Source organism: Bradyrhizobium sp. UNPF46 (assembly GCF_006658625.1).
GTDB lineage: Bacteria > Pseudomonadota > Alphaproteobacteria > Rhizobiales > Xanthobacteraceae > Bradyrhizobium > Bradyrhizobium nitroreducens.
In genome coordinates this window covers 52,472-66,996 of record NZ_LFJB01000066.1, presented here as the reverse complement: position 1 = coordinate 66,996, position 14,525 = coordinate 52,472, and the positions used below count along the sequence as shown (strand labels likewise).

10 protein-coding genes are annotated in these 14,525 nt (G+C 65.4%); 4 read left to right on the top strand and 6 right to left on the bottom strand.

Going from position 1 to position 14,525, the window contains the following annotated elements:
- Positions 1-4 precede the first annotated feature (4 nt).
- Positions 5-3,409 (bottom strand): acyl-[ACP]--phospholipid O-acyltransferase, encoded by a 3,405-nt coding sequence (locus UNPF46_RS25005; RefSeq protein WP_142251773.1) that lies wholly within the window; start codon positions 3,407-3,409, stop codon positions 5-7.
- 651 nt (positions 3,410-4,060) lie between these two features.
- Here UNPF46_RS25005 and UNPF46_RS25000 point away from each other — a divergent pair.
- Positions 4,061-4,681: a TetR/AcrR family transcriptional regulator gene (locus UNPF46_RS25000; RefSeq protein ID WP_181770099.1), complete on the top strand. Its 621-nt coding sequence runs from the start codon at positions 4,061-4,063 to the stop codon at positions 4,679-4,681.
- Between the two features lie 15 nt (positions 4,682-4,696).
- Here UNPF46_RS25000 and UNPF46_RS24995 read toward each other — a convergent pair whose 3' ends face one another.
- From UNPF46_RS24995 to UNPF46_RS24985, 3 genes are all read right to left on the bottom strand, one after another.
- A complete protein-coding gene (locus tag UNPF46_RS24995; RefSeq protein WP_100181473.1) occupies positions 4,697-6,004 on the bottom strand; it encodes a GGDEF domain-containing protein in 1,308 nt (435 codons plus the stop codon).
- A gap of 225 nt (positions 6,005-6,229) precedes the next feature.
- Positions 6,230-7,534, bottom strand: coding sequence for a nicotinate phosphoribosyltransferase (gene pncB, locus UNPF46_RS24990; protein ID WP_100180050.1), 1,305 nt, complete (start codon positions 7,532-7,534; stop codon positions 6,230-6,232).
- A 77-nt stretch (positions 7,535-7,611) separates the two neighbouring features.
- Complete coding sequence (locus UNPF46_RS24985; protein WP_142251771.1) at positions 7,612-8,532, bottom strand: LysR family transcriptional regulator; 921 nt, start codon at positions 8,530-8,532, stop codon at positions 7,612-7,614.
- A 98-nt stretch (positions 8,533-8,630) separates the two neighbouring features.
- On the opposite strand from UNPF46_RS24985, the gene pcaH reads away from it, so the two are divergent.
- Positions 8,631-9,419: a protocatechuate 3,4-dioxygenase subunit beta gene (pcaH, locus tag UNPF46_RS24980; RefSeq protein ID WP_142251770.1), complete on the top strand. Its 789-nt coding sequence runs from the start codon at positions 8,631-8,633 to the stop codon at positions 9,417-9,419.
- A gap of 4 nt (positions 9,420-9,423) precedes the next feature.
- Positions 9,424-10,050 carry a protocatechuate 3,4-dioxygenase subunit alpha gene (gene pcaG / locus UNPF46_RS24975; protein ID WP_100180047.1) on the top strand — a complete coding sequence of 209 codons (627 nt, stop codon included), beginning with the start codon at positions 9,424-9,426 and terminating at the stop codon, positions 10,048-10,050.
- 5 nt (positions 10,051-10,055) lie between these two features.
- Here pcaG and UNPF46_RS24970 read toward each other — a convergent pair whose 3' ends face one another.
- Positions 10,056-10,955 carry a helix-turn-helix domain-containing protein gene (locus tag UNPF46_RS24970; RefSeq protein WP_142251769.1) on the bottom strand — a complete coding sequence of 300 codons (900 nt, stop codon included), beginning with the start codon at positions 10,953-10,955 and terminating at the stop codon, positions 10,056-10,058.
- 50 nt (positions 10,956-11,005) lie between these two features.
- Here UNPF46_RS24970 and pobA point away from each other — a divergent pair, with 50 nt between their 5' ends.
- Positions 11,006-12,178 (top strand): 4-hydroxybenzoate 3-monooxygenase, encoded by a 1,173-nt coding sequence (pobA, locus tag UNPF46_RS24965; protein WP_142251768.1) that lies wholly within the window; start codon positions 11,006-11,008, stop codon positions 12,176-12,178.
- 185 nt (positions 12,179-12,363) lie between these two features.
- Here the strand turns inward: pobA and UNPF46_RS24960 are convergent, their stop codons facing one another.
- Positions 12,364-14,514 carry an adenylate/guanylate cyclase domain-containing protein gene (locus UNPF46_RS24960; RefSeq protein WP_142251767.1) on the bottom strand — a complete coding sequence of 717 codons (2,151 nt, stop codon included), beginning with the start codon at positions 14,512-14,514 and terminating at the stop codon, positions 12,364-12,366.
- Positions 14,515-14,525: the final 11 nt, after the last annotated feature.

The following is a 14,525-nucleotide window of genomic DNA, read 5'->3' as shown; positions in this document are numbered from 1 at the left end:
TGGCTTACGCCACCTCGCGCTCCGGCGCAGACGCCTGCTCGCGGGCCATCGTCGTTGCCGTGACGTAGTCGGTCTTGCCGGTGCCGAGCAGCGGCACCTTGTCGACCACCATGATCGCGGCGGGAACGGTGAGCTCGGACGCACCGATCGCCTTGGCCTGGCCCTGCATCACGCTGCGCTCGGCGGTCTTCTCCGTCGTCAGCAGCACGATGCGCTCGCCCTTGCGCTGGTCGGGGATTGACACCGCGACCGAGCCGGCCTGCGGCCACAACGTGGTTGCGATGGCTTCGACCGCCGACAGCGAGACCATTTCGCCCGCGATCTTGGCAAAGCGCTTGGCACGGCCCTTGATGGTGATGAAGCCGGCAGCGTCGATCGCGACGATGTCGCCGGTGTCGTGCCAGCCCTCGGGGAGCTTTTCGAGCACGCCGGGATTTTCGGCCCTGAGGTAACCCAGCATCACGTTCGGGCCGCGTACCGAGAGCCGTCCACCTTCCTCGATGCCGGGGACCGGATCGAGGCGGCTTTCCATCAGCGGCGACAGGCGACCGACGGTGCCGGGGCGGTTGGCCATCGGCGTGTTCATCGCCAGCACCGGCGCCGTCTCGGTGACGCCGTAGCCTTCAAGGATGCGGATGCCGTAGCGCTCCATGAACACCTGCCGCGTGCGATCCTTGACCGCCTCGGCGCCGGCGATCACGAGGCGCAGGGTGCGGAAGTCGTAGGCATGGGCCGAACGGGCATAGCCGGTGAGGAACGTGTCGGTGCCGAACAGGATCGTCGCGCCGGTCTGGTAGATCAGCTCAGGCACGATCCGGTAGTGCAGCGGGGAGGGGTACATATAGATCGGAATGCCCGCGAGCATCGGCATCATCATGCCGCCCGTGAGCCCGAACGAGTGGAACACCGGAAGCACGTTGAACACCTTGTCGTTGGCGTTGGCATCGACCCGCGCCAGCGCCTGCGCCGCATTGGCGAGGATGTTGCGGTGGGACAGCACCACGCCCTTGGGCGTGCCTTCCGAACCCGAGGTAAACAGCACTACGGCCGGATCGTTGGCCTGGCGGACGATGCGCGGCGTCGTCCCGGCGAGCAGGCCCTTGACCTTGTCGGCCACGCCGATCGAGGCGCGGACGTCTTCGAGATAGACGACGCGCGCTTCGGCCGAGATCGCGGCCATCAGCTTGTCGAGCTTGCCCTTCTCGATGAACGCCTTCGAGGTCAGCACGGTCTTGACCTGCGCGGCCTTCATGGCGGCGAGCACGTTGACCGGGCCGGCCGAGAAGTTGAGCATGGCGGGAACGCGGCCGATATTCTGCAGCGCCATGAAGACGACGGCGACGCCCGCCGAGTTCGGCAGCAGCACGCCGACATTCTCGCCGACGTCGGTGCCGATCTCGAGCTTCCGGCTCAGGACCTGTGCGCCGAGGATCAGCTTGCGATAGGTCAGCTTGGTGCCGAGCGCGTCCTCGATGATCACCTTGCCGGTGTCGCGGTCGCGATAGGCGTGTCCGAGCGCCTCGAACAGCGAGTGATCGAGCATCGCGTTCTTCACCAGGGCGTCGATCATCACGTCCTGGAGCGCGGCGCCCGCGGCATTGCGGCGGGCCTTGCCCTTCAGCGCTTCATCCACCGGCAGCTTGACCGGCGGCAGGATGGTGACCGTCACCCGCGGAAACCACGAGCGCTTGATCTGGCTGGAGTTGAGGTAGCTGAGATGCGAGCGCTGGGCACCTTCGATGCGTACGGGCACGACCACGGCGTCGGCCTTGTCGGCGATCATCGCAGTGCCGTCATAGACCTTCATCAGCGAGCCGGAGACGGTGATGCGTCCCTCCGGGAAGATCACCACCGGCTCGCCGGCGGCAACGAGCTTGATCAGGTCGCGCGCGGCCAGCGGCTTGGTCGGGTCCATGGTGTAGTGCTTGACCACGCGCAGGAACGGTTTCGCCCACCAGGCCTTGGCGATGCCGGTATCGACCGCGAAGCTCGCATCGATCGGCAGTACGGCGTGCAGCAGCGGGCCGTCGATCAGGCTGACATGGTTCGGCGCGATCAGCATGCGCGTTCCCGGAGGCGGCAGGTTTTCGAGGCCGCGGATCTCGGTACGGAACAGTGCGCGGAACAGGAGGCCACCGAAGTCGCGCACGCCCTCCTTGCCCCACTTGGTCAGTACGAACCACACCGCACCGAAGCTGGCGACGCCGAGGCCGAAGAAGATCCAGCCGATATGAAGGCCAGCCGCCTGCAAGAGCGCGACGAACAGCGAGCCGACCACCATGAAGGCGGCCTGCAGCACGTTGCCGGCGGCGATGATGCGGGCACGCTCGGACGCGGCCGACCAGGCCTGGACCGCGGCAAAGGAGGGAACGACGAACAGGCCGCCGCCGAATGCGAAGGCGACGAAGTCGACCAGCATGCGCAGGCCTGCGAACGAGGTCGCGAAATCAACCGCCGCGATCTCCTGACCTTTGGTGGTCACGCCGATCGCCCAGGCGAGATCGAGGCCGGCAAACCCCATGATGATGGCGCCGATCGGCACCAGCGCGAGGTTGGGGCGAACGTGGCTGAGGCTGGCGGCGAACAGAGAGCCGATGGCAATGCCGATCGCGAAGATCGCAAGGCACAGCGTCACCACGCCTTCGGTGCCGCCCACCACCTCCTTGACCAGCGCCGGCAGCAGCGACAGCACGATGGCGCCGACCAGCCAGAACCAGGAGACGATCACGGTGCCGTCCCACAGCCGGTGGTCGGCGTGCAACGTCCTGAGCAGGCTCACCGTCGAGGTCCAGGGATTGGTATCGACGGGCAGGTCGGGCGCGGAAGGCGTCGTCTGCGGAATGCGGGAAGCAAAGGCCCAGGACAGCAGCGCCAGCACGACCACCGCGGATGCAACCCAGCCCATATGCGCGGATCCGGCCACGAACTGGCCGCCGGCGACGGTGCCGAGCAGGATGGCCATGAAGGTCGCGCCTTCGACCAGCGCGTTGCCGGTCGCCAGCTCGCCAAGCTCGAGCTGGTCCGGCAGCATGGCGTATTTCACGGGGCCGAACAGGGCGGCGATGGTGCCGAACAGCGCGAGCGCTGCGAACAGCAGCGGCACCGAATGCAGAAAGAAGCCCGCCGCGGCAAAGCCCGCAGCGAAGATCTCGGCGAATTTGAGCCGACGCGCCACGACGGATTTGACGTATTTGTCGGCGAGCTGGCCGCCGAGACCGGACAGGATGAAATAGGGAAAGATGAAGACGGCGCCTGCCACCGTCACCAGCGCATCGCCGTGGCCGGTCGCGGCGCTGTAAAGCAGGATGATGACGAGCGCGTTCTTGAGTACGTTGTCATTGAGCGCCGAGAAGAATTGCGCCCAGAACAGCGGCGCAAAGCGGCGTGACGACATCAATTCCCTGATCATGACTAGTCCTGTTTTGGAAAGGCAGAATGAGGTTCGTTACGTTGTTCTTGGAGCGTCACGACCGGAAGGGGAGGGGACGAACGATTGCGGGCGGTGATCGCCGGCCGGCCTTGTCCCCTCGGTCCCTCTGATCCTGTTGGTCTCCATGCGGTGTCGTTAGGTTCGCAAAATATCTGGTCGCGCCTTCCCGGGTATGCGGCGAACGATGAGGAAAAGCTGAACCGCGTCACTGAAGTCTGCCGAGATCGGCCGCGAACATCGGGACATGGTGAGTCCTTTCTTGCAACCAGTTCGTGCATTCGAGCCGCCCCGCCTGTGCAGGTCGCGCGTCACTCAGGTGAGATGGGCGAGGTGACGAAAGGGCGAGAGGCGGCGGAGCAGGCCGAACCGGCGGCCCTCTTGACGCGCACGCGCGCGGCTCGCCCGCCACATCCGGAAGGTCGCCCGGCGTTCCGCGAGCACGCCCGCAACGTCGCAGGCATTGGCGATGCGATTGATCGGCGCCATTGCGACCCGCAGCAGGGCTTGGCCAAAGCCGGTCACGAGAGCGGCGGCGTCATCGATGAAGGTGGCGGCGATATCAACAGCGAGGGTTTGCATTTTGCAGGTCTCCGGGTTAATTTGAACAATGTTCACATGAGTAGCTTGAAAATGAACAATGTTCAAGAAGAATCGCTGCGAGACCAGAAAAAAAATCGGCGTCGGCTCCAGATCCTGGAGATCGCGCGCCGCATCATCGCAACTAAAGGATTGAGATCGTTGAAGGTTCGCGATGTCGCGGAGGCCGCCGGCTGTTCCGTTGGCAGCGTCTATAACGAGTTCGGGGACTTCGACGGGGTGATCCTGACCGTCAATCGGGAAACCGTTCAGGCCCTCACGGCCCGGCTGCGCGGGGTCCCGGCCGACGATCCGGTGCGCCAGCTCTACGGGCTCGCGGCCACCTATCTCGAATTCTTCGCCGAGCACGCCAACCTGCTGCGCTCGCTGTTCGAGCACCGGATGGAGGACGACCGTCCGTATCCCGACGACATCCTGCAGATGGTGATGGATGCTTTCGCGCTGATGCATCCACCCCTGGTGCGGCTGCTACCGAGCGCGGACGACGTGAAGATCGCGCTGCTGTCGCGCACCCTGTTTTCCGCCGTGCACGGCATCATCTCGCTCGGACTGGAAGAGCGCATGGTCGCCGTGCCGCCGCAGATGCTGCGTCAGCAGGTGGAGCAATTCGTCGACACCCATCTCACGGGTCTCGGGATTCTGCCTTTGCGGTGAACGGAGCGGGCGACCTCAGGCCCGTGCAGCTTCGCGCGGCCGTGTTGCAACGACGATGACATCAGGTCTTCCACCGTCGACCTGAACACGGTTGCGTCCCTTGTCCTTGGCGCGATAGCAGGCGGCATCCGCGCGCCGCATCGCGTCCTCGAGCGTGGTGTTGCCCTCGGCGATGCAGGCGACTCCGATGCTGGCGGTCACCGCAAAGCAGCGATCGTCCCAGGCGAAGGTGAACATCTCCAGCGAGCGTCGCAGCCGTTCGGCGATATCGACCGCGTTCGCGGGCGAGCACTGCGGCAGGATCAGGCCGAATTCGTCGCCGCCGAGGCGCGCCACCAGGTCGTGCGGGCGCCGTTCCTGTTGCAGGAGACGCGAGACCTGGCAGAGCAGGCGATCGCCGGCGAGGTGCCCGCAGCTGTCGTTGACGTTCTTGAACTGGTCGAGATCGAGCAGGATCAGGCTCAGCGAACCTGCCGCGGCAACGTCCAGCTCGCCTTGCAGTCGCGCCTCGAAGGCGCGGCGGTTGGACAGGCCGGTCAGCCAGTCGTGCGACGCCTGGAAGGCCAGACGTTCCTTCTCGGCATGCAAGGCGTCTTCGAACGCCTGTCGTTGCAGCACCAATCGCCGGGTGTGCCAGATCAGGAGCAGGACGAGCGTGATGGCGGTGACGATGTTGATGCCGGTCAGCGTCAGCTTGATGGCGCGGGAGCCTTCGCCGAGGACGGTCGAGAATCGGTTGGCATGCACCGTGAACTGGGCGTTGAGCTCGGAGAGCCGTGACGACAGCACTTGCAGGCGGCGCGCGTCCCGAACAGGACCGTTGTCCCACTCAGAGCGGATGACCTCGCCGAAGACGCTCAGCTCCAGCAGCATGGGGTCGGTAGCGGCCCACTCCCGGATTGCTTCCTGCAGGAAGCTGACGCGGTTGAAATAGCGAAACAGCCAGATCAGTCCCGGAACGTCATCGGGATGATTGCCGCCTTGCAGAAAGCCGATGCGGGCCGCCTCGACGTCGACCGGATCGCGCTCGAGCGCCCAGCGCGCGAACTCGTCGCCGATGGGAACAGCGAGCGAGGCCTGGTATTGCGCGAACTGGCTGGCGTCGCCCGAATGCAGGTAGAGATTGAGGAAATAGACGGCGTTCTTCTGCGAACGCGACCACAACGCTTCACCCGCGACATAGGCCCGGACCGAAGACATCACCTCGAGACTGAATCCCGCGATCGCCGCCTGGAGCACGACGACCATCACGAAAGGCGAGACGAGCTTGATGACGTGAAGGAAGCTGCGTTCCTTCATCGACATGGCTGTTCTGCGAAACACTCTGACGTTCCCCAAATCGGCGATGCCCCCATCGGAGCGCTGCGCCTGCAACGCAAAGTAGATGAGATGGTTGCTTAACTCGATCTGAAAGACGCGGAGGACAGCATTGCAGGGTGAAGGCGTCGTGAAATGAATGTCCGCAGATTGCTTCAAATACCTGGGAATGGGGTGAACCGGCGTGTCACATCCGTCGTGCGTGCGTTGACGAAAGAGGTGAGGGCCGGGCTAGACCAGCACCGGCTTGCGCACGCGGCCGGCGTCACCGAACACGCGCAGGTAACGCTCGATCTCCGAGGGCATGCCGGTCGCCTTCTCCGGATTGTCGGAGAGCTTGACGGCGGGATGGCCGTCCACCGACGACACCTTGCAGACCAGCGAGATCGGATCGAGGTTGAACGAGCCGTCCGGCGTGCAGCCGACGAAGTCGTTGGTGAGGTTGGTGCCCCAGCCGAAGGAGAGCCGCACCCGGCCGGCGAAGTGGTGATAGGTCTCCTCGATCGAGCCGACATCCATGGCATCCGAAAAGACCAGCAGCTTGTCCCTGGGATTGCGGCCCTTCTTTTCCCACCAGGCGATGATCTCCTCGCCGGCCTGGATCGGGGGCGCGCTGTCGGGGCGGAAGCCGGTCCAGTCCGCGACCCACTCCGGCGCATCGCGCAGGAAGGCCTTGGTGCCGAAGGCGTCGGGCAGGGCGATCAGGAGGTTGCCGCCATAGGTCTGGCGCCACTGGTCGAGGATGCGATAGGGCGCCCAGCGCAATTCCTCGTCGTCCCTGGCGAGCGCGGCCGCGACCATCGGCAGCTCGTGCGCGTTGGTGCCGATGGCTTCGAGATCGTTGTCCATCGCCAGCAGCACGTTGGAGGTGCCGATGAAGGACGAGCCAAGGCCCTCCTTCACGGCTTCCACGCACCAGCGCTGCCAGAGGAAGCCGTGACGGCGGCGGGTGCCGAAGTCTGATAGGCGCAGATTTTCGAGCTTGCGGAGACGCTCCACCTTGGTCCAGAGCTTGGCCTTGGCGCGGGCATAGAGCACGTCGAGCTCGAAGCGGCCGCGGCCCTTGATCGCGGCACGGGAGCGCAGCTCGTTGAGGATTGCGAGCGCCGGAATCTCCCACATCGTGGTGTGGGTCCATGGCCCGTGGAAATGCAGCTCGTACTGGCCCTCGACCTTGCGCAGCTCGTATTCGGGCAGGCGGAATTCGGCCAGCCAGCGGATGAAGTCCGCCGAGAACATGTGGGTCTTGCCATAGAAGGTGTTACCGGCGAGCCAGATCAGCTCCTTCTTGGTGAAGCGGATGGTGCGGGCGTGGTCGAGCTGGGCGCGCAGCTCACTCTCGTCGATGATGTCGGCGAGGCGCACATGACGCGAACGGTTGATGACCGAGAAGGTTACCTTCTGATCCGGGTAATCTTCCCGAATCATCTGCAACATCAACAGCTTGTAGAAATCGGTGTCGAGCAGGCTGCGGATGATGGGATCCAGCCGCCAGCTGTGATTGTAGGTCCGGCTCGCAATGTCGGTCACTGTCATGGGCGTATTTTAGCGTGGCTCTCCCTGCGCAACCAGTGGGTTTGGGAAGGGCTGTCTTGCGGAGGGCGGCACCTCAATCACGCCCTGGCGGCCGTCGCGGCGACCGCCTCGAGCTGGCTCCTGACCCAACGGTGGGCGGGGTCCTTCTGATAGCGCTGGTGCCAGACCATGAACATCGGCAGCTCGGCCAGCGTCTGCGTCCGCGACGCCAGCGGGATCCGCGTCTGCGCGAAGCCGCGCATGATCCCCGACGCCAGCAGGCTCGGCATGCTCGCCAGCATCTGCGAGCCGCGAAGGAAGGATGGCACGCCGGAGAAGCTCGGCACGGAGATCGCGATGTCGCGGTGAAGACCGTTGGCGGCCAGCCGGCGGTCGAAGTCGAGCCGCTCATTGTCGGTATAGACGACCGTAATGTGCCGCGCCGCGAGATAGGCCCCGCGGCCGGCCGGGGCGGCGCGCATCTTGGGATCGAAGTAACAGACGTAATGATCGCTCAAGAGGCGCTTCTGCACGATATCGACACCGGATGGCGGCAGTGGCGTGATCAGGACGTCGCAGCGGTTTTCGCGCAACATCGCGGGCGAGGGCGACTGCGAGGGGATCACGCGCAGGTTCAGGCCCTTCACCTGCGCGGCGACATGGGTGAAGAACCGCGGCAGCAGCAGATCACGCTGGAAATCATTGGCGGCGATCGTCAGCGAAAGCTGCGCGCGGGCCGGCTCGAACGTGACGCCGCCGGCAAAGCTTCGCATCTCGTCGATCAGCGCCCGTGCCTTCGCGGCGAGGGCCTGGGCATGCGCGGTGGCGACGATGCCGCGGCCGGATTTCGCGAACAGCGGATCGCCTGCGATCCGCCGCAGCTTGTTCAGCCCGTGGCTGACGGCGGATTGCGTCAGGCCGAGCCGCGTTGCCGCCGCGGTGACCGATCCCTCCTCCAGCACGGCGAGGAACAGTTCGAGCGCGTGGCCGTCGAGGGCCAAATGATCGATTTCTTTCATGCAATATATTATAATTGATCTATTTATTCAGGGAATAGGCCGCGCCATGATCTCCCGATAAGCCGCGTCCGGACCCGGGCGCCGAAGGGAGAGACACGATGAATGCCCAGGCGCCAGCCTTGCGGGATCCCCGCCTCAACCGTCCCGAGCCCCTGACGCCGCCGCTCGGCGACGGCGGCTTCTTCCAGCGTGATCGCTCCATCCATCCGCCCGCACATGCGCCCGGCTACAAATCCTCGGTGCTGCGTTCGCCGCGGCAGGCGCTGCTGTCGCTGGAGAATTCGATTTCGGAGATCACCGGGCCGGTGTTCGGCCACAACGATCTCGGTCCGCTCGACAACGACCTGATCCGCAACTACGCCAAGGACGGCGATCCCGTCGGCGAGCGCATCGTCGTCCATGGTCGCGTGGTCGACGAGACCGGCCGGGGCGTGCCGAACACGCTGGTCGAGTTCTGGCAGGCCAATGCCGGCGGCCGCTACCGGCACAAGAAGGACACCTATCTGGCGCCGATCGATCCGAATTTCGGCGGCTGCGGCCGCGCCCTGACCGACGACACCGGCTATTACTATTTCCGCACCGTGAAGCCGGGCCCCTATCCCTGGCGCAACTACGTCAACTCCTGGCGTCCCGCCCACATCCATTTCTCCGTGTTCGGCTCGGGCTTCGCGCAGCGGCTGATCACGCAGATGTATTTCGAGGGCGATCCCCTGATCCCGATCTGTCCGATCCTGACGACGATCCCGGACAAGGATGCGCTCGATCGCCTGGTCGCGCCGCTCGATCTCAACGCCTCGACGCCGTTCGACTCGCTCGCCTACCGCTTCGACATCGTGCTGCGCGGCCAGCGCTCCACCTATTTTGAAAATCGCACCGCGGGGAACTGAACCCATGCCGCAGCCGCTCAACTATCTCAAGGAAACGGCGTCGCAGACCGCCGGACCCTATGTCCATATCGGCCTGATCCCGGCGATGGCGGGCTTCGACATCTTCGAGAAGAATTTTTCCAACGTGCTGGTGACGCCGAATACCGAGGGCGAGCGCATCACGCTGGAAGGCAAGGTGCTCGACGGCACCGGCACGCCGCTGCGCGACGTGCTGCTGGAGATCTGGCAGGCCAATGCGGCGGGTCGCTACAATCACCCGGCCGATCGTTCGGCCGGCGCGCTGGAGCAGGAGTTTCGCGGCTGGGGCCGCGCCGGCTCCGACTTCGAGAGCGGTCTCGTGACCTTCGAGACCATCAAGCCGGGCGCGATCACCGACAGAGCTGGCCGGACATGCGCGCCGCACATCAACGTCTGGATCGTCGCGCGCGGCATCAACATCGGCCTCAATACGCGGCTCTATTTCTCCGATGAGGAAGCCGCCAACGCCGCCGACCCCGTGCTCAATTTGATCGAGCAGCCGTCCCGGCGCGGGACGCTGATCGCCAAGCGCGGCGAGCGCGCCGGCAAGGTCGTGTATGCCTTCACGATCAATTTGCAGGGGCCCGAGGAGACGGTGTTCTTCGACGTGTGAGGCGTCTAGGCCTCTTCGCCATGGAGCTGCGCGCGGAAGGCGCGCGGTGACACGCCCGTGGCTGCGGCATAGACGCGGCTGAAATAAGCGGGGTCCTCGAAGCCGAGCGTGTAGGCGATCGTCGAGACCGGCAAATTGGTGTAGACGAGGTTGCGCCGCGCCTCGCGGATCATCCGGTTGAGGATGAGGTGCGAGGCGGTGTCGCCGGTCGCGGCCCGTGTGATCCGGTTGAGATGCGTCGGGGTCACGGCCAGCGCCTCGGCGTAGTCGGCGACGCTCCAGCGTTCCAGATGGTGCTGCTCCAGCAGCGCCTCGAAGCGGCGGAACAGGCTGGACTCGACCGTGCCGTTGCCGCCGCTCTCGCTCGTGAGCGCGCGGGCCACCAGCCCGATCATGGCGGAGGACAACGCGCGCAGCACATGGGCGCGGCCGAAATCGCGCGCGGCGTGTTCGGCGAAGATCTGCTTCATGGTGGCGCGGATCTGCGGTGTGCCGCGCACCACGGCCGAGCGCGACAGCGCACCGCGCAGGCCCTCGGCGGCGAGCAGCGCCTCGTCCAGGATTTCCGCGGCGATGGTCAGCACCCACCCTTGCGTGTCGGGCTCGAAGCGGAAGCCGTGGACGTGGCCGACGGGCACGTTGACGACCTGCATCGGCTTCAGCGGCACCACGCGTCCATCCAGCGTCGCCTCGCCGCCGCCGCGCTCGATCAGCAGCACCTGGTGCAGCCGGGCATGGCGATGCACGGCCAGGGTCCAGTCGTGCAGCACCGAGCGGGACGCGATGGTCTCGCAATGCACGACGTCGGGCAGATCGCCGGACTCGCCGAACAGATTGTAGATCCGGATCGCGGGGGCTGCGCTTCTCATGTTCGAATAGTACAAGACAATGGCGAAACCCTCCATCGGTCTGCGGCATCAAATCTGCAAAAAAGTGCCGACGGGAGGACGCAAAAATGAAAGTTCAGGTCTGTATCATCGGCGGCGGGCCGTCCGGGCTGTTGTTGTCCCAGCTCCTGCACCTCAAGGGCATCGACACGATCGTGCTGGAAAAGTACAGCCGCGATCACGTGCTCGCCCGCATCCGCGCCGGCGTGCTCGAGCACGGCTTCGCCAAGCTGATGCGCGAGGCGCAGTGCGGCGAGCGGATGGACCGCGAGGGTGAGATTCACACCGGGTTCGAGATCGCCCATGACGGCGTGCTGTCCAAGATCGACCTGCACAAGCATTCCGGCGGCAATTCGGTGCTGGTCTATGGCCAGACTGAGCTGACGCGCGACCTCTACGAGGCGCGGGACCGGCTCGGCGGCAAGGTCGTGCACAATGCGGAGGACGTGACGCCGCACGATCTGACGTCGGACCGGCCCTACGTGACCTACCGGTCGAACGGCGAGGCCGTCCGCGTCGATTGCGACTACATCGTCGGCGCCGACGGCTTCCACGGCGTCAGCCGCAGGTCGATTCCGAAGGACGTGCTGCGCGAATATGAGAAGGTCTATCCGTTCGGCTGGCTGGGCGTGCTGTCGCGCACCAAGCCGGTGTCGCCCGAGCTGATCTATGTGAAGCACGAGCGCGGCTTTGCGCTTTGTTCTTTGCGCTCGCAGGTGCTGAGCCGCTACTACGTCCAGGTGCCGCTGACCGACAAGGTCGAGGATTGGTCGGACGATGCGTTCTGGGCCGAGCTGAAGCGGCGTCTGCCCGAGCATGTTGCGGGCAACCTGATCACGGGGCCGTCGATCGAGAAGAGCATCGCGCCGCTGCGCAGCTTCGTCGCCGAGCCGATGAGCTATGGCCGGCTGTTCCTCGCCGGCGATGCCGCGCACATCGTGCCGCCCACAGGTGCACGTGGTCTGAACAGCGCCGCGTCCGACATCTACTATCTCTATCACGCTCTGCTCGCGCATTATCAGGGCGGCGATGATTCCGGCCTCAAAGGCTATTCCGCCAAGGCGCTGGCGCGGATCTGGAAGGCGCAGCGCTTCTCCTGGTGGATGACGATGCTCTTGCACCGCTTCCCCGACCGGCTCGACTACGAGGATCGGCTGCAGCAGACCGAGCTGGACTATCTGCTTTCGTCGGAGACGGCGCAGCGTCTGCTCGCGGAGAATTATGTGGGACTGCCGTTTTAGGGTGATGCTCACTTCACCCTCCCCTGGAGGGGGAGGGTCGATCGCGCGCAGCGCGAGCGGGGTGGGGTGATCTCTCCACACGGCCGCTGTTCGATGAGGAGAGACTGTCACCCCACCCAGTCTCACATTTTCGCTGCGCTCAATGTGAGCCGACCCTCCCCCTCCAGGGGAGGGTAAGAGCGCCGTTACTTCCCTTCCAGCGTATTGACCGGTGTCCAGTCCGGGGGCGGGGGATTTGCAGCGAGCGCACGTGCGCGCTTCGCAAACAGAGCCGACGCCGGATCGACGTCCGCCATCTGGCCGAAGGCATCGGCTGCCTTCGCAAAATCCCGCGCGCGCCAGCGGGCGAGCCCCTCCGCATAGGCTGCAGCCGCCTTTGCCTGATCGGCGCTCTCCGCCCCTTTCTCCGCCAACGGCTCGAACACCCTGACCGCCTCGCCGCGGCCGAGCACCCTGATCGCGTCGAGCTCGCGCCAGGCGAAGGCATCGCCGGTCTGTGCCATCGTGGATTCCGATGCCATGATCGCGGTGCCGTAATATTTGTTGGCGCCCTCGAGCCGCGAGGCGACGTTCACGGTGTCGCTCATCACGGTGTAGTTGAAGCGGCGGCGCGAGCCGATATTGCCGACCACGGCTTCGCCGCTGTTCAGCCCGATGCGGTGCGACAGACGATGGCCGGCGAAGGCGGGGTGATCGGCATTGAGCTCCGCCAGCTTGTCGTGGCATTTCAGCGCGGCGCGAACCGCGTTGCGTGCGTGGGCGGGATCGTCGGCCGGTGCGCCGAACATCGCGACGATGGAATCGCCGATATATTTGTCGACATAGCCGCCATGGCTTTCGATGATGTCGGTCATGGCGGACAGATATTCGTTCATCAGCGTCACCAGCTCGCCCGGCGTCATGGTCTCGGCAATGGACGAGAAGCCGCTGAGGTCGGAGAAGAACATGGTGACGTTGCGCATCTCGCCGCCGAGTGCGGGCATCTTGCCAGAGGCGACCATGGTCTCGATGACCTCGGGCGCGAGGTAGAGGGCAAAGCTCTTGCGCAGGAAGCGCTCGTCGCGGTCGGCCAGCACGAAGCGGTAGCCGATCATCGAGGCCAGTGCCGCAAGGCTCGCGAGCGTCGGCTCGGTCAGCGGCAGTGCCAGGGCGTGGACGAAGGCAGCGACGGCAATCGCCGCATAGACGGCGGTCGATGCGAGCCAGACGATCGCGGCGGTGGTCGGCGCGAAGGCGCAGGCCGCGCAGGCGATGATCGCGGCAAACGCGATCGTGAGGATGGTGCGCAGTGGAAGGCCGAGCTCGGTGACCGCGTCGTGCTCGATCAGGTTTCGCACGACCGTGGCGTGCACGAAGACACCCGCGACGTCGCTGCGGGCTTTCTGCGGCGGGCTTGCCGGCGCGGGCAGGGCGCACCGCTCTGCCGGCGTTCCATCGTAGCCGCCGGACAGGCGCATCGAGGTGAGCTTGCGGTCCTCGAAATTCAGGATCGTGCCAAGCAGCACGACCTTGCCGTCGAACGCGCGGCGAAAGAAGTCGCGGTCCCCCTTTTCGACGCAGGCGCGCAGATCGACGAAGGAGTAGGTCGGGATGTCGCGTCCCAGTCCCCGGAAGTTGAGCGTCACGGTATTCGGCACCGCACTCGGAATCGCATAGCCGGACAATCCGGTCGCGCCAGACGGCGCAATTTCCGGCTTTGCGCCCGTCGCGCGGGCGGCGAGCTCGACCGCCATCGCGGGGACCGGTCGCCCCTCGATGGCAAAGCTCAGCGGCATGCGCCGGATGACGTCGTCAGGGTCGGTGTGAACATTGAGCGCGCGCACGGTGTTGCGCACGGCCACCTGCTGTGCGCGATAGGGCACGTCCGGATGGTCGTTGCTGAGGATTTCGCCGAGCACCAGTTTGCCGCTGTCGGAGATTTGCCGGAGCGCGATCAGATAGTCCCGGTCAAATCCCTTCAGCCGGGCGCCGAACGACGTGTCGCCGAAGGGAATCTCCGACTGCTCGATCGAATTCTTGAAGATGACGTCGAAGCCGATGACCTTGGCGCCGCCTTCGGTGATGCTGGCGAGCACCCGGCCGATCTCGCGCGTCCAGGTTTGCGTCGGCGATCCCTGGAAGGGTGGGGTCTCGTACGTCTCCCCGTCGATCGCCACGACGACGACCGGCGACGTCGCGGGATCGCGGCGATCGCGGACGAGCTTGCCGCGCAGCGCCGTGAGGATGTCGAGCGAGAGGCCTTGCAGGGTCTGCAGCGGCGGAGACGTGAAGATTGCGCCCGCAACGAGCGCAATCAGGATCGTTGCAACGATGTCCCGTCCCCCGATCCGCCGCATCGCCCCGTCGC